The sequence below is a fragment of the Flavivirga eckloniae genome, assembly GCF_002886045.1.
GTDB classification, from domain to species: domain Bacteria; phylum Bacteroidota; class Bacteroidia; order Flavobacteriales; family Flavobacteriaceae; genus Flavivirga; species Flavivirga eckloniae.
Genome location: NZ_CP025791.1, coordinates 3,545,811 through 3,566,375, shown reverse-complemented (window position 1 = coordinate 3,566,375; position 20,565 = coordinate 3,545,811). Strand labels below are relative to the sequence as shown.

Annotated in this window: 22 protein-coding genes; 8 read left to right on the top strand and 14 right to left on the bottom strand. The window is 34.1% G+C overall.

Annotated elements, in window-relative coordinates; all coding sequences use genetic code 11:
- Positions 1-8: 8 nt before the first annotated feature.
- From C1H87_RS14765 to C1H87_RS14750, 4 genes are all read right to left on the bottom strand, one after another.
- Positions 9-1,151 (bottom strand): methionine aminotransferase, encoded by a 1,143-nt coding sequence (locus tag C1H87_RS14765; protein WP_102756547.1) that lies wholly within the window; start codon positions 1,149-1,151, stop codon positions 9-11.
- 123 nt (positions 1,152-1,274) lie between these two features.
- Positions 1,275-1,640, bottom strand: coding sequence for a GNAT family N-acetyltransferase (locus C1H87_RS14760; RefSeq protein ID WP_233783157.1), 366 nt, complete (start codon positions 1,638-1,640; stop codon positions 1,275-1,277).
- A 97-nt stretch (positions 1,641-1,737) separates the two neighbouring features.
- A complete protein-coding gene (locus C1H87_RS14755) occupies positions 1,738-2,430 on the bottom strand; it encodes a LytR/AlgR family response regulator transcription factor (RefSeq protein WP_102756546.1) in 693 nt (230 codons plus the stop codon).
- An 81-nt stretch (positions 2,431-2,511) separates the two neighbouring features.
- A complete protein-coding gene (locus C1H87_RS14750) occupies positions 2,512-3,480 on the bottom strand; it encodes a sensor histidine kinase (RefSeq protein WP_233783155.1) in 969 nt (322 codons plus the stop codon).
- Positions 3,481-3,674: 194 nt separating this feature from the next.
- Between C1H87_RS14750 and C1H87_RS14745 the strand changes: the two genes are divergently transcribed.
- On the top strand, positions 3,675-4,601 hold the full coding sequence (locus C1H87_RS14745) for a thioredoxin family protein (protein ID WP_102756545.1): 927 nt from the start codon (positions 3,675-3,677) through the stop codon (positions 4,599-4,601).
- Positions 4,602-4,879: 278 nt separating this feature from the next.
- Here the strand turns inward: C1H87_RS14745 and C1H87_RS14740 are convergent, their stop codons facing one another.
- From C1H87_RS14740 to leuS, 6 genes are all read right to left on the bottom strand, one after another.
- The gene (locus tag C1H87_RS14740) at positions 4,880-6,649 is read right to left on the bottom strand and encodes a MutS-related protein (RefSeq protein ID WP_102756544.1); all 1,770 of its coding nucleotides are present in this window, start codon (positions 6,647-6,649) and stop codon (positions 4,880-4,882) included.
- A 98-nt stretch (positions 6,650-6,747) separates the two neighbouring features.
- Positions 6,748-7,443, bottom strand: coding sequence for a zinc metallopeptidase (locus tag C1H87_RS14735; RefSeq protein ID WP_102756543.1), 696 nt, complete (start codon positions 7,441-7,443; stop codon positions 6,748-6,750).
- Between the two features lie 74 nt (positions 7,444-7,517).
- Entirely contained in the window at positions 7,518-8,618 is a 1,101-nt protein-coding gene (ald, locus tag C1H87_RS14730; RefSeq protein ID WP_102756542.1) for an alanine dehydrogenase, read from the bottom strand.
- A 412-nt stretch (positions 8,619-9,030) separates the two neighbouring features.
- Positions 9,031-9,291, bottom strand: coding sequence for a SemiSWEET family sugar transporter (locus C1H87_RS14725; protein ID WP_102756541.1), 261 nt, complete (start codon positions 9,289-9,291; stop codon positions 9,031-9,033).
- A 127-nt stretch (positions 9,292-9,418) separates the two neighbouring features.
- Positions 9,419-9,817: a DUF302 domain-containing protein gene (locus C1H87_RS14720; RefSeq protein ID WP_102756540.1), complete on the bottom strand. Its 399-nt coding sequence runs from the start codon at positions 9,815-9,817 to the stop codon at positions 9,419-9,421.
- A gap of 40 nt (positions 9,818-9,857) precedes the next feature.
- A complete protein-coding gene (leuS, locus tag C1H87_RS14715) occupies positions 9,858-12,737 on the bottom strand; it encodes a leucine--tRNA ligase (RefSeq protein ID WP_102756539.1) in 2,880 nt (959 codons plus the stop codon).
- Between the two features lie 251 nt (positions 12,738-12,988).
- On the opposite strand from leuS, the gene C1H87_RS14710 reads away from it, so the two are divergent.
- From C1H87_RS14710 to C1H87_RS14700, 3 genes are read left to right on the top strand one after another with little or no spacing between them, the layout of a single operon-like run.
- Positions 12,989-13,864: a cell division protein FtsX gene (locus C1H87_RS14710; RefSeq protein ID WP_102758286.1), complete on the top strand. Its 876-nt coding sequence runs from the start codon at positions 12,989-12,991 to the stop codon at positions 13,862-13,864.
- A 15-nt stretch (positions 13,865-13,879) separates the two neighbouring features.
- A complete protein-coding gene (locus C1H87_RS14705; RefSeq protein WP_158655235.1) occupies positions 13,880-14,248 on the top strand; it encodes a hypothetical protein in 369 nt (122 codons plus the stop codon).
- A gap of 2 nt (positions 14,249-14,250) precedes the next feature.
- Positions 14,251-14,505 carry a DUF3098 domain-containing protein gene (locus C1H87_RS14700; RefSeq protein ID WP_102756537.1) on the top strand — a complete coding sequence of 85 codons (255 nt, stop codon included), beginning with the start codon at positions 14,251-14,253 and terminating at the stop codon, positions 14,503-14,505.
- Here C1H87_RS14700 and C1H87_RS14695 read toward each other — a convergent pair whose 3' ends face one another.
- On the bottom strand, positions 14,506-15,633 hold the full coding sequence (locus tag C1H87_RS14695) for a glycerate kinase (protein WP_102756536.1): 1,128 nt from the start codon (positions 15,631-15,633) through the stop codon (positions 14,506-14,508).
- 189 nt (positions 15,634-15,822) lie between these two features.
- Between C1H87_RS14695 and C1H87_RS14690 the strand changes: the two genes are divergently transcribed.
- The 3 genes from C1H87_RS14690 to C1H87_RS14680 all read left to right on the top strand — a co-directional run bounded on the left by C1H87_RS14690 (position 15,823) and on the right by C1H87_RS14680 (position 18,213).
- Positions 15,823-16,620: an undecaprenyl-diphosphate phosphatase gene (locus C1H87_RS14690; protein WP_102756535.1), complete on the top strand. Its 798-nt coding sequence runs from the start codon at positions 15,823-15,825 to the stop codon at positions 16,618-16,620.
- Position 16,621: 1 nt separating this feature from the next.
- Entirely contained in the window at positions 16,622-17,338 is a 717-nt protein-coding gene (gene truB / locus C1H87_RS14685) for a tRNA pseudouridine(55) synthase TruB (RefSeq protein ID WP_199769296.1), read from the top strand.
- A 164-nt stretch (positions 17,339-17,502) separates the two neighbouring features.
- Positions 17,503-18,213: a hypothetical protein gene (locus C1H87_RS14680; RefSeq protein ID WP_233783153.1), complete on the top strand. Its 711-nt coding sequence runs from the start codon at positions 17,503-17,505 to the stop codon at positions 18,211-18,213.
- Here the strand turns inward: C1H87_RS14680 and C1H87_RS14675 are convergent.
- Complete coding sequence (locus tag C1H87_RS14675; RefSeq protein ID WP_102756534.1) at positions 18,200-18,817, bottom strand: thioredoxin family protein; 618 nt, start codon at positions 18,815-18,817, stop codon at positions 18,200-18,202. The genes C1H87_RS14680 and C1H87_RS14675 overlap by 14 nt on opposite strands.
- A gap of 97 nt (positions 18,818-18,914) precedes the next feature.
- On the opposite strand from C1H87_RS14675, the gene C1H87_RS14670 reads away from it, so the two are divergent.
- Positions 18,915-19,481 (top strand): DNA-3-methyladenine glycosylase I, encoded by a 567-nt coding sequence (locus tag C1H87_RS14670; protein ID WP_102756533.1) that lies wholly within the window; start codon positions 18,915-18,917, stop codon positions 19,479-19,481.
- 11 nt (positions 19,482-19,492) lie between these two features.
- Here the strand turns inward: C1H87_RS14670 and C1H87_RS14665 are convergent, their stop codons facing one another.
- Both C1H87_RS14665 and C1H87_RS14660 read right to left on the bottom strand, forming a co-directional pair.
- On the bottom strand, positions 19,493-20,041 hold the full coding sequence (locus C1H87_RS14665; protein ID WP_102756532.1) for a hypothetical protein: 549 nt from the start codon (positions 20,039-20,041) through the stop codon (positions 19,493-19,495).
- 4 nt (positions 20,042-20,045) lie between these two features.
- Positions 20,046-20,519 (bottom strand): RNA polymerase sigma factor, encoded by a 474-nt coding sequence (locus C1H87_RS14660; protein WP_102756531.1) that lies wholly within the window; start codon positions 20,517-20,519, stop codon positions 20,046-20,048.
- Positions 20,520-20,565 lie beyond the last annotated feature (46 nt).

Genomic DNA, 20,565 nt, shown 5'->3' with positions numbered 1-20,565 from the left:
AAAGTCACTTAAATCCCATTCAAAACATCTGCCGCTCTTTTTAAAGTATCATCTTCTTTTGCAAAACAAAATCGAAGTACTTTATTATCTAAATTGTTACTATTAAAAACCGATAATGGAATAGATGCAATACCAGATTCCATGGTTAGTCGTTTTGCAAAATCAAGATCATATTCTTGTGTGATTTCCGAATAATCCAACACTTGAAAATAAGTACCCTTTGATGCTGTAAACTTAAATCGGGAATCTTTAATAAGGCTTAAAAATAAATCTCTTTTCTGCTGATAAAAGGCTGGCAACCCTAAATAATGATTCGGCTCTTGCATATAATCGGCAATACCTTTTTGTGTTGGATGATGGATACAAAACACATTAAATTGATGTACTTTCATAAACTCATCCATAAGTGTTTTTGGCGCACAACAATAGCCAACTCGCCATCCTGTATTATGGAATGTTTTACAAAAGGAAGCTACTACAAAGCTTCGGGCTTTTAAACCTGGAAACAAACATGCGCTTTGGTGTTTTTCATCATCAAAAATCATATGCTCATACACCTCATCACTTAACACAATAATATTAGTATCATTAGTAATTTCCTCTAATTGCATCATGTCTTCCTTCGAAAACACAGTGCCTGAAGGATTATGTGGGGTGTTAACAATAATCATTTTTGTTCGATGAGTCACTTTCGACTTTACCTCTTCCCAATCTACACTAAAATTTGGTGCTTTTAATTGGATGGACACTGTTTTTCCGCCGTTGAGCGTAATGGCTGGTTCGTAACTATCGTAGGCCGGTCTGAAGATAATAACCTCATCACCCGGATTTATAAAGGTTGTAATAATTGTAAAAATAGCTTGGGTTGCTCCCGCAGTAACAGTTATTTCGTTCTCAGGGTGATAGTCGGTATCATATAACAGGTTTATTTTTTTAGCAATGGCTTCCCGTAATTCTAAGTTTCCTGCCATAGGCGCGTATTGGTTATACCCGGAATTCATAGCTTTGCAGACCAAATCGGTTAATTTCTGGTCACCACCAAAATCTGGGAATCCTTGCGATAGGTTAATGGCTTGGTGATCGTTCGCCAACTTGCTCATGGTTGAAAAAATAGTCGTCCCTACATTTGGGAGTTTAGATGTGTGTTGCATAGAACATCTTATTTTAAAGTCTTATTAAATAGCAATTAATTGTAATCGAAATGCATTTTCATACCTTCATGCGATGGCACAAACCCCAGGTTATTATAAAACTTAATAGCTCTAGGACGTTTTTTATCGGAAGTTAACTGTAGTAAATGTGCTTTTCGCTCTTTTAATAGTCCATTCAAACATCTTTTTTCCAATCCCCATCCCTCTGTGACTTTCTTTTAAATGAACAGATTCTATTTGAGCCCTCAAGCCACCGCAATAAGACATATATTGAACAAATGTAAGTTGCATGGTTCCGATAATTTCTGATTTTTCATCCTCTACTACCATTAATTCCTGATTTTCATCGGCATCGATTACTTCAAAAGCCTCCATGTATTCAGGAGGCAAAGGTATTTGAAAATTTTCTCTTTTCCGGCCTAACTCATCATGAGCTAATAGCTCTACAATTTTTGAAACATCTTCTTTTATAGCTTTCCTAATTGTCATAGCCTCAATTTTCAATAGTTACCTCATGTAAATATAGCAACTTACCGACTTACACCGGGGTTATACATTAAATGATTTGAAATAATTTGTTGAAAATTTAAACGCCTAATAACTTTAAAAGCTCCTGTTTGTATGTTCTGCCAATAGGTATTTTATGAGCCTTAACAAAAAGGGTATTTCCAGAGATCTTATCTACAAATTTGCTATTTATAATATAAGATTTATGGACTTGAATAAATTGGGTGTCGGAAAGTTTTTCTATCCAGTTTTTCAATGAATCTATATAGGACAGTTTTTGGGTTTCGGTTACTACGGTTATATAATTTCGATCGGATTCTATATACATTATAGAACTCAAAACAAGTTTATGCAATGTTTTATCTACATTTAAAAAAATGGTTTCCTCGTTACTGTTTTCTTGATTGTTTTCTGGTATTTCTATTCTATCTTTTGCTTTGTTAACTGCTTTTAAAAAACGATCGAAGGAAAAAGGTTTTACCAGATAGTCAACAATCGTATCCAGTTCAAAGCTGTTTACTGCATACTCTGGGTAGGCTGTGGTCATAATAATAGCCGGAGGGTTTTTAACCGTTTTTATAAAATCCAACCCGGACATATCGGGTAAATTGATATCCAGAAAAACAACATCAACCGTATTATTGTTTAAAAATGAATTTGCTTCAATAGCAGCATTAAAAGTATCTACCAAAGTAATACTTGGCATTTTACCAATAAAGCTCTTTAACACTTTTTGAGCTGGAATTTCGTCTTCTATAATAATACAATTCATTGTTTACATATCAATTAGTCTGGTCGATCACAGTCAAAGACTTAAACCATGAAGGTCTCGATTGCGCTCGACCAGATAGTATTAGAAATTAAGCTTTAAATACACTTTAAATTTATCGTTCTTATCTATTCTAAACTCATAATGGTCTTTATAAATAAGTTCCAATCTTTTCTCTAAATTTTGTAAACCAATTCTAAAATCGGTGGTACTTACTTTTTCTTCATCATAATCATTTTCGCAAATACACTCTAAAACACCTTTTTCTACTTTAATAGTAATAGATACATCACTATGCAATGTGCTATGTTTAAAAGCATTTTCTATAATGGTGATTAAAAGCAATGGTGCTATTTGATAATTATATGAATCTATATCCTTTTTATAATCAACATGTTTAGTTCCTTCTGTTCTTAACTTTTGAAACTTCATATAGTTATCTATAAAATGAACCTCCTTTTCTAAGGAAATTGTTTTAGAATTGCTCTCGTACAGTACATGTTTTAAGTTATCCGACAGCATTAAAATCATCTCTGGAACTTCGTTTGGTTTTTCTAATGAATAGGAATAAATCGTATTTAAATTATTAAACAGTACATGTGGATTTATCTGCGATTTTAAAAATTTAAGTTCCATTTCTGCATGTTCTTTTTTAATGGCCTCAACTTCGTTTTCTTTATCAATAAAACGGTATAACACCCATATAAAAGAAAAGAAAATCAACGGCACTAACGATTGCCACAAGTAGTCGCTCAAGCATTTAAAAATAGTGCATCCGCATTTAGCGAAAGTATAGCAGTATAACTGGGTAGCCAGAAATGAAATAACAGCAAATACAAAAGTGTAAAGTATGTACATCTTCTTTCTAACAAAAAAGGGGAGTAACAGGAAGTTGTTTCCGTATACAATAATAACCAATAGCGCTAGGTATTGAAGAAAAGGGTTTTCTTTCCAATAAAAATCTGAAAACAAAAACAACGATACAAATACAAATAGCATCCAAAATAGGATGTGTACCAAAATTTGTGAGGTATGTTTTTTTACAAAAGTCATATGATTATGAAAAGTAAATAGAAAAGAGATAACTATCAAAGAATATGTACAAAAACCGGCTTTGTGGTTACAAACGTCAAAAATGTAGTTTGCAAGAAAACTACAATCGTTCGCATGGTTTATTAAGTAAGCTGTCCAAATTACTGGAATTGCATGGTATTGCATTATACTTTTAACATAAAACAATCAAAATCATGAAACGAACAGTTACCCTTTTAATCATTTTACTTAATCTACATTTTGGGGTTTCCCAAACATTGAACAACCTTACTACAGATAAAAACGGAAATGAGCTTTTACTTGGCGAAATAAACAGAAAAGGGCTCGCGAAAAACAGTTTTAATCAGTGGTTTTCTAAAAATTACGACGATTATCTAGTTAATAAAAAAGTTGTGAAAGGCTTTAAAAGTTTGTTACATTCATATGAAATCAAAGTTTTTTTAGGCACTTGGTGTGGTGATAGCAAACGAGAAGTTCCAAACTTCTATAAAGTTTTAGATGCTGCTAATTTTCCAGAAAATCAACTAAAAGTTATTGCTGTTAACAAAACTAGGAATGCTTATAAACAAAGCCCTAATGGCGAAGAAAAAGGCTTGAACATTCATCGGGTTCCAACATTTATTTTTTATAAAGACGGTAAAGAGGTTAATAGAATTGTAGAATTTCCAAAAGAAACTTTAGAACGTGATATTTTTAAGATCGTTTCTAATAAAAAATACACTCCAAATTATAGAGTGGTTAGTCAGATGGATGATTTACTCAACTCTAAAACAATAGACAACTTAAAGCTTGATGAATCTGTATTGGTATCCAAATTCGCAGAGTTGGTAAAAGGCAGCAGGGAGCTAAACACCTATGGCTATGTGCTTTTGAGTGCCGGGGAAATTGAAAAGGTTTTATATGTTTTTGACTTAAATACTAAAATTTTCCCTTATAAATCGAATACGTACGACAGTTTGGGGGAGGCTTATTTTGCAAGCAAAAATTATACTGAAGCGTTAAAGAATTTCTATAAAGTGCTGAGTTTAAATCCTGATGATGGGGATGCTGTTAAAATGGTTTCAACAATTAAAAATGAAATGAAACAAAACCCTTCCGACATTAATTCGAAAAAGAATTAATGCCACCTTCCCTTGGCTAGGGAAGGAGCTTTAAATGGTTAAACTTTATATTTTTCTTTAATATAAAATATAGCTTTCATGTTTTGTAAACTCTTGTTTTTCAAATTACGCTTAGTCCGAAGTTATCTTAAAAAAACATTAGATATTTAAATAATTTCTACCTATTATCCTTCGACAAGTTGAGTAAGACAGGTAACCTTTAATTATATAGATAATTAATGACTATTATGTCAATCCGGGCTTGTCGAGGATTATTTATAAAATTTGGACTAATTTGTTTAAACAATATCCATCTTCTTTAAAAGGAAGGAAGCATTCATATTTTGGCAAACTCCCACTTTTAGTTTATAATCAAAGTGAAGCTCATCATTAATAATTTCGGCGTCAAAGTAATAGTTCTTTACGTCCTCTAGCTCCTGTTCGATTTCGCATAAGCTTAAGTCGTGTGTAGCAATAATTCCTGTAGCATTTGAAGCTACCAGTTTTTCAACAAACTTTCTGGAACCTATAGCTTTATCAGTGCTATTTGTACCTTTTAAAATTTCATCTAGAACTATGAAATAGGGTTCTTCTTTAATAGCATCAACGATGTACTTTAAACGTGTTAATTCTGAGAAGAAATACGAACTATCATCTGTTAAAGAATCTGTTGTTCGCATACTGGTAATTAACTTAACTGGTGTATATTGACTTGTTTCAGCACAAATCGGCAACCCAACATTAGCCATAACAATATGTAAAGACACCGTACGTAGAAAAGTACTCTTTCCTGCCATGTTTGCTCCGGTTACAATAAAAAATTGTTCGTTTTCTATTATTAGATCGCTATCTACACGTTTACTTTTATCTAATAAAGGATGCCCTAAATTGGTCGCTTTTATAACCGTTCCTTTGTCCTGTATTTCTGGGAATATAAAGTCTGGATGGTTAAATGTAAAGTTACCTAAAGAATTATAGGCATCAAAAAATGAGACAACCTCAAACCAGTCCGCTACTTTATTGGCATATTGTTCAATCCATTTTTCGATATTGTAGCTATTCTTTACATCTGTTAAAAACAATCCATTACCAAAAATGGCACCTATAATATTGTTTCTATTATCTAAAGCGTCTAAAGACTTTGAAAGTCTTTTAAAAATATGGGATGCTTTTTCTGAATCTGATTGAATCTGTTTTTGCTTTTGTTGTAATAATTCTGAAGTGAAGGTTTCGTTTTCTATTAAATTTAATAACTGTGCGTATTGACGAAATGTATCTTTAACTCTATCTGTATTTGATGATAATGCATTTGTTTTTTTAACATAGATTCCCGTAATACCAAGCCCTAAAAGCAACCAATATCCAATAGACTCTGGATGAGTTAATTTAAAAACTATCAACCCAAATAGTATCACAGAGCCAATAACAAAAGCTATTGGCAACCACTGCATGACTTTTGGCAAAAAGGATTTATAGTTTTGCAACCAACTTATAATACTTTTAGCTGGTGTTTCTACCTCTACCAAGCTCGATGTTGCCGAATAATACTGCCTCCATTCTGGTTTGGAACTCAATTCTTTTATAGCGTCTTGTCGTGATTTAATACTGTTGATATCATTTGCCTTTAAAGCATCCGCTAGCTTTTGAGTGCCTTCGTTAACAGTTGTTCTGTTTACAAATTGAAAAAAGGATCCCCTCCCGAACAAATCAATGTCCAAGCAATAAAAATGACCAGGGTCTTGAAACTGTAAGCCTTTATCTCTTTCATGAAAATCGCCAGAAGCTATTTCGATTTCTTCTTCATTTATTACGACTAAAGCTTTATTGAAGTTTCGTTGTGACTTTACATCGGTATATTTTGATAATAAATAAACAAATACCCCAATTCCAATAACTGCTATAGCTACTGCCACTTGCCAATATTGAAACGTAAAGTAAATTCCTAGCCCGGTTATTAAAAATACTGAAAGCCTTAACATACTTAGAGCTGTCATACGTTTGTATAATCTTTGGGCTTCAGATTTATATATTTCTAAATGCTGCTTGTAGTATGATATGGGGTTATTCATTTTAAATAGTGATTGATACAGTAAAAAATAAAAGAGCTATCCGAAAAGTCATTTTATTCTACTTTTCAGACAGCCCAAAATAATTTATAATATTGTTTTTAGTCTCGTCCTCCAAATACTTGAAGCGCCCAATACAATAAGGTTGCCAATGCTCCAATAGCAGCAACTAAATAGGTTCTGGCTGCCCATTTAAGTGCATCTTCCGATCCGGCGTATTCTTCCTGAGATACTATATTTTTATTTTTCAACCAAGCTAAAGCTCTATTGCTAGCATCATATTCTACAGGTAAGGTTATAAAACTAAATAATGTTGCAAAGCCCATAAGCACCACTCCAGCAGCGGCCGCCCACCAGCCTAAACCTACTCCTGCAGCACCACCTAGTACTAATCCACCAATGATTAACCATTGTGACATTCCTGAAGATACACTTACAACTGGTACTAAGGCAGAACGCATTTGCAACCAACTATAAGCTTTTGCATGTTGTACAGCATGACCACATTCGTGGGCTGCAACAGCAGCTGCGGCTGCATTACGTTGATGATATACTGCTTCGCTTAGATTAACCGTTTTATTTTTTGGATTGTAATGATCGGTTAAACGTCCCGGAGTTGAAATAACCTCAACATCTCTAATGCCATGATCTGCCAACATTTTTTCGGCAATCTCGGCTCCGCTCATCCCATTACGCAATTGGACTTTCGAATACTTTTCAAATTTTCGCTTTAAGGTACTGCTCACCAACCAACTCACTAAGGCTATAGCTCCTATTAATATATAATATCCTAACATTGTCTCTTCATTTTAAATTATAAATAAAGATAGCAAAAATAGCGCCAATTTAGCGGTCTGAAAGTTTGTCAGTATTAAGATATTTCTGTTTCCCAATTAAAGGCTTCTGCGATTTCTTTGTATACGACTCTTCCTTTTACAATATTTAGCCCTTTAGACAAGGTAGTATCTGTTTCGCAAGCTTTTACCCAACCTTGATTTGCCAACCTAAGTACGTACGGCAACGTTACGTTGGTTAATGCCACTGTAGAAGTATATGGAACGGCGCCCGGCATATTGGCAACACAATAATGTACTACATCGTCAATAATATAGGTAGGGTTTTCATGGGTTGTTGCTTTTGTAGTTTCAAAGCAACCTCCTTGATCTACTGCCACATCTACTATTACAGTTCCTGGTCGCATGTCTTTAAGCATATCCTTGGTTATTAATTTAGGGGCTTTAGCACCTTTAATTAAAACACCCCCGATTATTAAATCGGCTTCTTTAATGCGTTTTCTAATATTGTATTCACTGGAAAATTCGGTAACAACATGGTTAGGCATCACATCGTTTACATATCGTAATTGTTTCATGTTAATATCCATAATAGTAACATGTGCGCCCAAACCAGCAGCCATCTTTGCGGCTTGCATGCCTACTATACCAGCACCAAGAACAAGCACTTTTCCTGGTGGTACTCCTGGAACACCTCCCAGCAACACACCACGACCTTTGATTGGTTTTTCCAAATATTTTGCACCTTGTTGTATAGACATTCTTCCTGCAACTTCAGACATAGGGACTAATAACGGTAAAGACCCATCTTTTTCTTCAACGGTTTCGTAAGCTATACAAATAGACTTGCTGTTAATCATAGCTCTTGTGAGTGTTTCGCTAGAAGCAAAATGAAAATACGTAAACACGACCTGATCTGGTTTTATAAGCGTATACTCTTCTTCAATAGGCTCTTTTACTTTTACTATCATATCTGATGCGGCATAAACATCTTCGATAGAATTTAAAATAATGGCTCCAGCTTCTTCGTAGTCTTTATTAAAAAAACCACTTCCAAAACCAGCATCGGTTTGTACATAAACTGTGTGATTGTTTTTAGTTAGTTCAAAAACACCTGCGGGAGTCATTCCTACGCGGCTCTCGTTGTTCTTAATTTCCTTTGGAACACCAATTTTCATAGTAATAATTTTAGTTTAATAGACAGAACCAAAGTACGACGAATAGTAGAAATTTTATACGCCTAATAGTCACTTTTATGAATTTAGTAAATAGGCAAGTTCATTTTACTAAATTGAAAATTTAGGGTCATGATTACACTCTGAAATTACCAAGTTTATATTTAATCAAGAACAACACAAATTAAACTATACACATATAAGTAAACTATGTTTACAAATTATTAAACATACATTATATATTGAATAAACGATTAGCAAATCAAAATGATTTGTAAAGCTACTTAGACCTGTCAGGTTTTAAAACCTGACAGGTCTGGAAAATAAAGGAATAGAAATTTTGTTATATAATATGCAAAAAGAATGAAATATAAATATGCCATTGAATAGCTCGACTAACACAGAAGTTCCATTCTCATTTCTTACCATATTTTATTTTATAATACACCAATAAAAAGGCAGATACTATGGTGATACTGTTTGCAAAAATCATTGGTGGACTGTTTTTTAGAAAGCCATAAATTAGCCATGCAAAAACTCCAACAAAAAAGATAAGCAACATTGGTAAGGATAAACTAGAAACATCTTTGGTTTTCCATGTTTTATATACCTGTGGCAAAAAAGCAATTGTTGTTAAAACTGCTGCTGTAAAACCAATAATTTCTATGTAATTCATTTTATACCTTTTAGAAGAAAACAAACTCTTCCATTCCTAAAGCCCCTTACATACAAGATATGATATTTTATTCGTACCTCGTTTCGACTTCGCTACGATACTCATTTAATATTAAATGAGTAAACTTTCATATTATGGCGGCATCTGTAATTTTATCTAATGCAGCTGCTATCTTATTTAAGATATTTTCCTGATTTGTAATATTGTGCCTATCTCTTAAATATATAGGGTTATTATACGATATGTTTACAACACCTTCTGCATTTTGATAAACCAATATTTTTTGTGGCAAATCTAAACCCATGGTTTGAGCATTTTGCATTAATGGTGTTCCCAAATTAGGGTTTCCAAACATAATAATTCGGGTCGGGTTTAAGTCTAAACCCACAGATGAAGCATTGGCTTGATGATTTAACTCTGCTATAATTTTTAGGTTTGGATTGTTCTCAATAACACTTTTTAACTTTTGATAGGTTGTATCGAAATCCTGATGACTTATTTTAGAAATAATTCCTGCTTCAATCATAATAATAACTTTTTAATCCCATTGGTCTTAAAAAATCATATTAACTAACAATATTAACTATTTTCCCCGGAACTACGATCACCTTTTTAGGGGTTCTCCCTTCTAATTGTTCTTGTGTTTTTTCATATGCCATAACAGCCGCTTCAATATCACCCTTACTCATATCCAACGGTAACTCCATTGTAAAACGCATTTTCCCATTAAATGATATTGGATAGTTTTTACTGCTTTCTACTAAATGGCTTTTATCAAACTTAGGGAATTCTGCTGTTGAGATAGATTCGCTATGTCCTAATTGACTCCATAATTCCTCAGCAATGTGTGGTGCATATGGCGAAACTAAAACTAATAACGGTTCTAGTATATCTTTATTTGTACACTTTTGAGCTGTTAACTCGTTTACTGCTATCATAAACGTAGATACCGATGTGTTGAATGAGAAATTCTCAATATCTTCTTCTACTTTCTTAATGGTTTTATGAAGCGTTTTTAAAGCCTCCCCTAACCCCTCCGAAGGAGGGGAACTCGTTACGTGAAAAGCTCCGTTTTCTCCTTGGTGGTAAAGTTTCCAAAGTTTTTTCAGGAAAGAATGTACTCCAGTAATACCAGCAGTGTTCCAAGGCTTATATTGCTCTAAAGGCCCTAAGAACATTTCGTATAAACGCAAACTATCTGCGCCGTATCTTTCACAAATTTGGTCTGGATTGACTACGTTATATTTAGACTTTGACATTTTTTCTACATCGCGCCCTACCTTATAAGTACCATCTTCTTCACAAATAAATTCAGCATCCTTAAATTCTTCTCTCCAATTCTTAAAAGCTTCGATATCTAGTTCGTCTGAACTATTTACAAAAGATACATCCGCATGGATTGGCTGAACCTTTGTCTCTCCAACTAGTTCCTTTGAAATGAATTTATTCTCACCTTCTACACGATACACAAAAGCACTCGTCCCCAAAATCATTCCCTGATTAATCAATTTTTTAGCAAATTCATCATAAGGAACAAACCCTTTATCGAACATAAACTTTTGCCAAAAACGGGAGTATAGTAAGTGTCCTGTAGCATGCTCACTTCCTCCTATATATAAATCGACTTGTTGCCAATAATCGATAGCTTCCTTCGAGAAAATTTCATCATCATTATCAGGATCCATATAACGATTAAAATACTGTGAACTTCCTGCCCATCCTGGCATCGTGTTCAACTCCAACGGAAAGACCGTTTCATTATCAATTAACTCATTACCGACTACCAAACATTGATTAACATCCCAAGCCCAAACCGTAGCATTTCCTAATGGTGGCTCGCCTGTTTCGGTTGGCAAATATTTTTCAACTTCTGGTAATTTAATTGGTAAATGCTCTTTAGCAATCATTTGCGGCATTCCATTTACGTAATATACTGGAAATGGTTCTCCCCAATAACGTTGTCTGCTAAATACGGCATCACGTAATCGGTAATTGGTTTTCCCTTCTCCCTGTCCTAGTTGCTCCAGCTCGAAAATAACACGCTTGGTTGCTTTTTTATAGTTCATGCCATTAATGAAATCACTATTGGCTATGATTGTTTTTTCTTTATCTGCAAAGGCTTCTTCAGAAATATCTATACCTTCAAAAATATTTGGAATCGGAATATTGAAATGTTTCGCAAAATCGTAATCACGTTGGTCACCACAAGGTACTGCCATAACAGCTCCGGTACCATAACCAGCTAATACGTAATCGCCAATCCAGATTGGAATAGGTTCTTTTGTAAACGGATGTTCTGCATAAGCACCAGTAAACACACCCGAAATGTTTTTTACATCAGCCATTCTATCACGCTCACTACGTTTTGCAGTAGCTAATATATAAGCCTCAACATTTTCTTTTTGTTCTGGTGTTGTTATTTGTGATACAAGTTCATGTTCTGGTGCGAGTGTCATAAATGACACCCCAAAGATGGTATCGGGACGGGTTGTAAAGACTTCTATTTTGTGAGACCCTTCGACTGCGTTCAGGGTGACATTAGGTAATACATTAAAAATAACAGATGCGCCAACAGACTTTCCAATCCAGTTACGTTGGCTTTCTTTTAAAGAATCTGTCCAATCAATAGTATCTAATCCTTGAAGTAGACGTTCTGCATAAGCAGAAATTCGCATACTCCATTGGGTCATTTTTTTACGAATAACAGGATGTCCACCTCGCTCGGATACACCGTTTACTATCTCATCATTCGCCAAAACAGTTCCCAAAGCTGGGCACCAATTTACCTCCGTTTCGGCTAAATAAGTAAGTCTATATTGTAATAATATTTCTTGTTGTTTTTCTGAAGTGAATCCCTTCCAGGTTTCTGCCGAGAATATTTCAACGTTATCATCGCAAGCTGCATTAACATTACTATTGCCTTCTGTTTCGAAAATCTGGATTAAATCTGAAATAGCTTCGGCCTTATTCGTGGCATTATTATACCAAGATTCGAATAATTGAATAAAAACCCATTGGGTCCATTTATAGTAACTTGGATCTGAGGTTCTAACTTCACGAGACCAATCGAACGAAAAACCTATTTGATCCAACTGCCTACGATATGTTTTTATATTATCAGCAGTGGTTATAGCTGGGTGCTGCCCGGTTTGTATAGCATATTGCTCTGCCGGCAAACCAAAACTATCGTACCCTTGTGGATGCAATACATTAAAACCTTTATGGCGTTTATAACGTGCATAAATATCAGAAGCGATATACCCTAATGGGTGTCCAACATGTAAGCCTGCACCACTAGGATAAGGGAACATATCCAAAACATAATATTTTGGTTTTTCACTTTTCCCCTCCGCTCCGCTCAGGGTAGGATTTTCAGCTTTAAATGTTTGGTTTTCTGCCCAATATTTTTGCCATTTGGCTTCTATTTCGTTGAAATTGTATTTCATAAACTAATTTTTTCTCGCTAAAGCGTAAAAAAGCAAAGCTTAATTATCAGGCTTTGCGGCTTAGCAGGTCTCTTTTAAAACCGCAAATTTAAACTTATTATAACAATGTTGAAAGTTAAAACGTTGTTATTATATATGCCTGAGGCTTACTTATTTTGAATTTACTTTTAGGTTCAATTAAAAGACTTAAATCTTTTGAAGCTTCTTTTCATATACTTTATTATTTTTACGCTATTAATCCTAAAATACTTATGAGCGCATCATTTGAAAAACACCAAAAACGCAGACTTATTTCATCGTACTTCTCTGTAGTATTAAGTATTGCTTTAGTGCTGTTTTTATTGGGTTTATTGGGCATGCTAATTTTAAATGCTAAAAAAGTATCCGATCACTTTAAAGAGCAAGTGGTTGTAACCATTTACCTTAAGGATTCTGCCAAAGAGGTTGAGACAAAACAGCTTGAAAAAAGCTTAGCCATGGCAGATTACGTAAAATCTACCGAATATGTCTCTAAAGAACAAGCTGCCGAATTTATGAAAGCTTTAAATGGTGAAGATTTTATGGACTTTGTTGGCTATAATCCGTTACAAAATTCAATCGATGTGCACTTGAAAGCTGATTTTGTAACTTCTGAACATTTAGAAAAGATTTCTACCGAAGCGTTAAACAAAAACTTTGTTGACGAGGTTGAATACGATAACGACTTGGTTAATTTGATGAACGATAATGTAAAAAAGATTAGTTTTTGGGTACTTATTATTAGTGCTATTTTTACTTTAATTGCCGTTTTACTCATAAATAGTTCTATTAGGCTAGCTGTTTACTCTAAACGTTTTACCATAAAAACCATGCAAATGGTTGGTGCTACTAAGCAATTTATAAGATTCCCCTTTATTATGAAAAGTGTTCGTTTGGGCATGATTGGAGCTGTACTCGCTCTTATAGGCATGGGTATTGTTTTGTATTATCTTAACAAAACATTTATAGAATTGGAATTATTGAGCAATCCTATTTTAATGGGACTTTTATTTGTTTTTGTTTTTACTCTAGGTGTCGTTATCACTTGGTTAAGTACACATTTTGCAACACAGCGTTTTTTAAACTTAAAGACCGATCAACTGTATTAATAAAACAACAACCAAGTGAAAAAAGTAATTATAATTTTAAGTGCTTTATTACTATTAGTAGTGATCGTTTATGTTGGTTATATGGGACTTTTGGCTTCTGTTATTGATAACCCTAAAGCCGATACGTCTACAATTAAAACGAAAACCATTACCCGTATTGCAGAAGGTTCGTCGTACGATATTGTTTTTAATGATGCCCAAGGCGACCGCTATTACATAAACAGAGGATTAGAACGTGGCTTAAATTTAGATTCTCTTAACACAAAAATTCTAAATAAAAAGGTTACTTTGCACCTAGCAAAAGTTCTTGGTGGTTTTGTTACCTCAGAGCATATTTCGCAAATGACCATTGAAAATGACATTATTTATACTGAATTCAACTAATTATGGGAGAGAAAAAACGAAAAGAGTCCTCTAAAAGTACTTTTGTCTTTGGGAAGAAAAACTACAAGTTTATGTTTATTGGCTTAGCTTGTATCGCTTTAGGTTTTATTTTGATGTCTGGCGGTGGTAGTGATGATCCTAATGTTTTTAATCCTGACATCTTTCATTGGAGACGTATAAGGCTTGCTCCTGCTATTATTCTTATTGGATTTGGCATTGAGATTTATGCTATTTTATTAAACCCTGATAAAAAGTAACTAGTCTTTAATTCTTTTTGCAAAGGTTATAGCCATTCGTTTTAAATAAACGTAACTGTTTTTTATGGCGTCATCAAAGTTTTTAGCATGATGCATTACAGTATCTGTATAAGAAATTCCAAAATTTTCAGTCTCACCTTTTAAAAGAGAACTCCTTCCGCATAGTACTGCTACTGGAATACTTTCTTTTTTTGCTGACTTTATTATGCCCTGAATCGTTTTTCCTGAAAATGTTTGAGAATCCAATTGCCCCTCTCCGGTTATAATCCAATCGGCTTCTTTAATTTTTTCTTCAAAATTAATTAAATCCTTAACCAAACTTATACCCGATTGTAGTTCGGCATTTAAAAACACTTTTGTTCCAGCCCCCATGCCTCCAGCCGCACCAGCACCTTTTATTTCTTGCACATTTAAATTAAAAATTTCTAAAAACAACTTTGACATATGCTGTAATCCTTTATCTAAAAGTGCGATCTCTTCTTTTGAAGCTCCTTTTTGAGAACCATAAACGTAGGCTGCTCCGTTTAATCCAAATAATGGATTGATAACATCGCAAGCCACTTTAAAATCTACCTCTTTTAAACTTGAAATAACGTGGGTTCGATTGATATTTTTAACCTGTGACAAATGCTTCCCTATCGGGCTTAACGTTTTACCGTTTTCATCTTCAAATTTATAGCCTAAAGCAGTTGCCATACCAATACCGCAATCGTTCGTAGCGCTTCCTCCAATACCAAGTACAATAGTTTTTGCTCCTTTATTAATGGCATCTAAAATAAGTTCCCCTGTTCCTAACGACGTCGTATAAAAACAGTTTTGCTCTTCGGGTTTTAACAGTGTTAGCCCAGAAGCCTCAGCCATTTCTATAAATGCTGTTTTAACAGATTCCATAAAAAGGTAAGTGGCTCTAATCGGTCTAAACAACGGATCATGTACGGTTACACTTATTCGTTTACCTTTTAAATGATATTCTAATATGGCTGTAGTACCATCGCCGCCATCGGCTAATGGCAACTTAACTATTTCTGCCGATGGAATTATATCCTTTATGCCTTCTTCAACAGCATTACAAAATTGGATTCCTGTTAAAGAGCCTTTAAACTTATCTGGTGCCAATATTATTTTCACATGTCTAAAATAGCAATTATGTCTTTAAATGCTGCATGCTTCGAAGTTGCACCTGACGCTTCTACTTTGTGCTCATTATCTCTGTAGTCTATCCTGTTTTCTATTTTCGTTGAGAATCGATTTCATTTAAATAATTAAACTTTAATTAATAAGAAGTTATTTATATATCAATTTTAATATTTTTGCGCCATGGATATAATAAACGCAATCATTTTAGGCATTATTCAAGGACTTACAGAATTCTTACCTGTTTCGTCAAGTGGTCATTTAGAGCTTGGAAAAGCCATTCTTGGCGATAATTCAATTCCAGAAGAAAGCTTACTTTTTACTGTGGTGCTTCACTTTGCAACTGCTTTAAGTACTATTGTTGTTTTTAGAAAGGATATCTTGGTTATTATTAAAGGCATACTTAAGTTTGAATGGAACGAAGATTTACAGTTCGTTTCTAAAATCGTAGTATCGATGATTCCGGCTGTTATTATAGGCTTATTTTTTGAGGATCAACTGGAACAACTTTTTGGAGGTAATATTTTACTCGTAGGATGCATGCTTATTGTAACGGCAATTCTACTTTTCCTGGCCGATAAAGCCAAAGACACCAACAAAAAAGTATCTTTTACAAATGCGTTTATTATTGGAATTTCTCAAGCCATTGCCATGCTTCCGGGTATTTCGCGTTCTGGCGCTACTATTTCTACATCTGTTTTATTAGGTAACGACAAAACTAAAGCAGCTCGTTTTTCGTTTTTAATGGTAGTCCCTTTAATTTTTGGAAAAATCGCAAAGGATGTTATGAGTGGTGATTTAACTTATGCGAGCCACAACTTTTTACCGTTATCCGTTGGTTTTATAGCTGCTTTTATTGCCGGGCTTTTTGCTTGTACATGGATGATTGCATTGGTAAAAAGAAGTAAGCTAAGCTATTTTGCTATTTACTGTATTATTGTTGGGGTTATTGCTATTATATTTTCATTTTTAAATTCATAGAATGATTTCTAAAGAAGATTACCTCTCCGGACAGGTTCTTTTAATAGACAAACCTTTAAACTGGACTTCTTTTCAGGTGGTTAATAAGTTGCGTTGGGAAATCCGGCAGGCTTTTAACATAAAAAAAATAAAGGTAGGCCATGCTGGTACTCTCGACCCATTAGCTACTGGCTTATTGGTTATTTGCACGGGCAAGATGACCAAACAAATTGACACCTTTCAAGGGCAAGTTAAAGAGTATACGGGCACATTTGTTATAGGTAGCACCACGCCATCTTACGATTTAGAAACCGAAATAAATGACACATTCCCTACCGATCATATTACCGAAACGTTAATTTATAACACAACCAAACAATTTATTGGAGATATTCAACAATATCCTCCTGTTTTTTCTGCATTAAAAAAAGATGGAAAACGGTTATATGAATTTGCCAGAGCCGGTGAACATGTTGATATTAAACCAAGGACAGTGAATATTTCTGAATTTGAAATCACAAAAATCGACACTTCGACTGCACCCAGTACAGGGGCAATACATATTGAATTTAGAGTAGTTTGTAGTAAAGGCACTTACATTCGTTCTTTAGCAAACGACTTTGGAAAAGCACTAGATTCTGGCGCCCACTTATCGGCATTAAGACGTACTAAAATTGGAGATTTTGATGTAGCCAATGCCACCTCCATTGAATCCTTTATTGAAAATCTTTCTTTGTAAATAATTGTTGACCAAAACTTTAGGAAATACCCCCTAAAGTGTTTAACTATAACACTTTGCACCATATTAAAAAAACATCAATTTTCATAGATTTTAGGTTATTCTAAACTTTTTAGCGTATTTTGCCGTATATTAAGCGAACAATTTTCTCTAACACACACGATTTGCACCTAACAGATCAACATAAAGCCCTATTGATTACCTTCTTCCTTTCAGGAACGGTAATTCTATCTGTTTTTAATTTAAGCCTTAAAAAGCAAGACAAATTTGCTTCGGAAAGCTATTATGAAATAGAACCAGAAGAAGAATTAACTGAAGAGGAAGTTAAAATTCTAGAGGCTTTAGAAAAGTTAAACGCAAGCAAAGCAGAAACAAACCAAGCCTTTAACGAAGCTAATAACAAACACTTTGCAGAAGCTTTTAAACCTATTGCGCCACCCGAAGATTACGTGCCAAAATCCAGTAATACACCAGAGAACACAGAATCTTATACTAAGTCATATGAGGGTTCTGAAAATACTAAAGTAGACGAAAAAGAGTTATCGTCGTTTAGCAAAGTGAATGACTTATTAAAGAAACAACTAGGGGATAACAACAATAATAAAAGTACGATTAGTTTTTCGCTGGCTAACAGAGAAAAACGTCACATACCAATTCCTATTTATCTATGTGAAGTAGACGGTAAAATAATTATTAATATTACCGTTAACGATACAGGGAATGTAATAGAAGCTTACGTAAACACCTCTTCTACTTCTAGCAACGAATGCCTTATAGAACACGCACTAGAATACGCTAAAGAATCGCGATTTAGCGAAGACCCAACTAAGAAAACTCAATTAGGGTCTATTACATTTTATTTTATTGGCAAATAGAGGGTTCTAACTCGCAAAGTATTTCGGTTAGATCGTTTATAATATTTTGTCCCTTGTTGGTATTATACCAGTGCTGTAAATCTTCCTTAAATTCTGGAGTTAACTTTCCATGTTTTGCCTTAAACCTACTAACATAGTTAGTTGCCTCGCTTGGTCGTGGCCCATAGGTTTGTAAAACATCTCCCGTGCTATTATCTAACATAATTAGTTTAGGAATAGCCTTATTACCGTTGGTTAAAAAAGCATCCATTAGTTCAGGATTTTCATCACGAAGTACTACTTTAAAATCGATATTACCGTTTAACCCGGCCACTTTATTCATAACTGGTAGTATGTGTGCTGCATCTCCACACCAACTTTCAGTAATTACCAACCAGGTTATGGGCTCTCTAAATGCCTCAATTCTACTTAAAGTTTCATCGGTTACCTTTACAGTCTTATCCCAACGCTTCATGCGTCGATCATTAAGTTTAGTATATTCAGCTAAAGCTTCTGTCTTTTCATTTCCTGTATTAGAGTTTTCTTCAACTAATTGTGTAACCAAGTTTCTATAAGCTTGATACGACATACTTCTATCTAAACTATTTTTTATAACTGTATCCATAATCTTCATTTAATGTAGGCAACAAAATTAGCACCTTGATTTTTTATTTAAGATGATTTTTGTCATACTTTTACGTTAAACCTTACAACTCAAATTTATGAACAAAAAAAACAGATGCCAGTGGTGTGTTGGAGATGACTTATATGAAGCTTATCACGATGAAGAATGGGGTACCCCAGTTTATGATGACGACACGCTTTTCGAGTTTTTAATTTTAGAAACATTTCAAGCCGGATTAAGCTGGATTACCGTTTTAAGAAAACGCGAAAACTTCAGAAAGGCTTTTGATAATTTCGATTACAAAAAGATTGCTAATTACAACCAGAATAAGATGGATTCGCTCTTGCAAGATACCGGCATTATTAGAAACAAACTTAAAGTAAATGCTACAGTTACCAATGCACAGGCTTTTATGAAAATACAAGAAGAGTTTGGGAGTTTTAGCAAATATATTTGGGGCTTTGTGGATGGTAAGCCTATAAAAAACACTTTTAAAACCTTAAAAGATATTCCGGCAAATACACCTTTAAGTGATACTATTAGTAAAGATTTAAAAAAGCGCGGTTTTAAATTTGTTGGCACCACAGTCGTTTATGCCCATATGCAGGCTACGGGCATGGTAAACGATCATGTTGTGGATTGCTTTAGGTATGATAAAGTATAAATGTTGTATTACTATCCTAAAATTTCCATTTGGTTTTCAATTTTTTTAATGCGTTTATTCCACACTTTATTTAAAAAATAAACTTGTGTGATAATCATGGTTATAAAAATGACCAAACTCACCCAGTGCTTGTGAGTATTCCAAACTACGTTAGATGTTAAGAATCCCATAAAAATGGTAACCGCAAGCACTCTGGAAACTATAGAAGCTATGGAATAACGTTTTATTTTACTTAAATATTTTTTTAACGATTTTTTGATACTTGTATCATTAATTGGTGTTTTTACAACGATAAACCCCAGAACATTGTGCAATAACACCAGTACAATTGAAAGTATTAAGAGAACATTCCAATAAAAAACTCTAAGATGTCCGTCGAAAAAATCATAAAACACTATTAATATTAAAGTCCATAAAACGCTTTCAAAAATTAATTGTTTTTTTATTCCCTTTAAAACAGGATGACTTCCAGAGCATCGCATTTTACTTAACTCATTAGCCGATTTTGAGTCATTACTATCCGTATTTTGGTATTCTGATTTTAAGTTGTCTAATTCCATAGTCTTATTTTATTAATGTTTTTATTTTATTTTTAATTCTGTTTAAGCGTACGCCTACGTTGTTTTTAGTAATCCCTATTACATCTGCAATTTCCGAGTAATCCATACCTTCCAGGTATAGTGAAACTAGAGCTTTTTCGGCATCATCTAATTGCCTGATTGCAGAAAACAAACGCTCCTTATTCATGCTTTCTTCACCTTCCTCGAGTGGTACTTCTGGAATTGCTTTGTCTTTAGAGATTATAACCTTGCTTTTCCTAAAACTCGCCATGGCTGTATTTAATGCAATTCTGTACATCCATGTGGTTATTTTTGAACGCCCTTCAAACTTCGGATAGGCTCTAAACAGTTGATACGTGATTTCCTGAAACAAGTCTTCTTTATCCTCTATGGTATCGCGGTAGATATTGCAAACCTTATGAATTAGAGCTTGGTTTTGATGAATGACTTTTAAAAAAATTTCGTTTTGTGTTGACACCTTCTAATCTTTTGTAATACAATATGGTATTATTTCCCCATACGTT

What these genes read in the sequence shown, in the direction of transcription:
- C1H87_RS14700 (WP_102756537.1), top strand. Translation starts at nt 14,251, where the DNA reads ATGGGAGAGAAAAAACGAAAAGAGTCCTCTAAAAGTACTTTTGTCTTT.
- C1H87_RS14750 (WP_233783155.1), bottom strand. Translation starts at nt 3,480, where the DNA reads ATGACTTTTGTAAAAAAACATACCTCACAAATTTTGGTACACATCCTA.
- leuS (WP_102756539.1), bottom strand. Translation starts at nt 12,737, where the DNA reads ATGAAATACAATTTCAACGAAATAGAAGCCAAATGGCAAAAATATTGG.
- ald (WP_102756542.1), bottom strand. Translation starts at nt 8,618, where the DNA reads ATGAAAATTGGTGTTCCAAAGGAAATTAAGAACAACGAGAGCCGCGTA.
- C1H87_RS14665 (WP_102756532.1), bottom strand. Translation starts at nt 20,041, where the DNA reads ATGGAATTAGACAACTTAAAATCAGAATACCAAAATACGGATAGTAAT.
- C1H87_RS14690 (WP_102756535.1), top strand. Translation starts at nt 15,823, where the DNA reads ATGGATATAATAAACGCAATCATTTTAGGCATTATTCAAGGACTTACA.
- C1H87_RS14760 (WP_233783157.1), bottom strand. Translation starts at nt 1,640, where the DNA reads ATGACAATTAGGAAAGCTATAAAAGAAGATGTTTCAAAAATTGTAGAG.
- C1H87_RS14740 (WP_102756544.1), bottom strand. Translation starts at nt 6,649, where the DNA reads ATGAATAACCCCATATCATACTACAAGCAGCATTTAGAAATATATAAA.
- C1H87_RS14725 (WP_102756541.1), bottom strand. Translation starts at nt 9,291, where the DNA reads ATGAATTACATAGAAATTATTGGTTTTACAGCAGCAGTTTTAACAACA.
- C1H87_RS14720 (WP_102756540.1), bottom strand. Translation starts at nt 9,817, where the DNA reads ATGATTGAAGCAGGAATTATTTCTAAAATAAGTCATCAGGATTTCGAT.
- C1H87_RS14670 (WP_102756533.1), top strand. Translation starts at nt 18,915, where the DNA reads ATGAACAAAAAAAACAGATGCCAGTGGTGTGTTGGAGATGACTTATAT.
- truB (WP_199769296.1), top strand. Translation starts at nt 16,622, where the DNA reads ATGATTTCTAAAGAAGATTACCTCTCCGGACAGGTTCTTTTAATAGAC.
- C1H87_RS14710 (WP_102758286.1), top strand. Translation starts at nt 12,989, where the DNA reads ATGAGCGCATCATTTGAAAAACACCAAAAACGCAGACTTATTTCATCG.
- C1H87_RS14745 (WP_102756545.1), top strand. Translation starts at nt 3,675, where the DNA reads ATGAAACGAACAGTTACCCTTTTAATCATTTTACTTAATCTACATTTT.
- C1H87_RS14765 (WP_102756547.1), bottom strand. Translation starts at nt 1,151, where the DNA reads ATGCAACACACATCTAAACTCCCAAATGTAGGGACGACTATTTTTTCA.
- C1H87_RS14675 (WP_102756534.1), bottom strand. Translation starts at nt 18,817, where the DNA reads ATGGATACAGTTATAAAAAATAGTTTAGATAGAAGTATGTCGTATCAA.
- C1H87_RS14755 (WP_102756546.1), bottom strand. Translation starts at nt 2,430, where the DNA reads ATGAATTGTATTATTATAGAAGACGAAATTCCAGCTCAAAAAGTGTTA.
- C1H87_RS14735 (WP_102756543.1), bottom strand. Translation starts at nt 7,443, where the DNA reads ATGTTAGGATATTATATATTAATAGGAGCTATAGCCTTAGTGAGTTGG.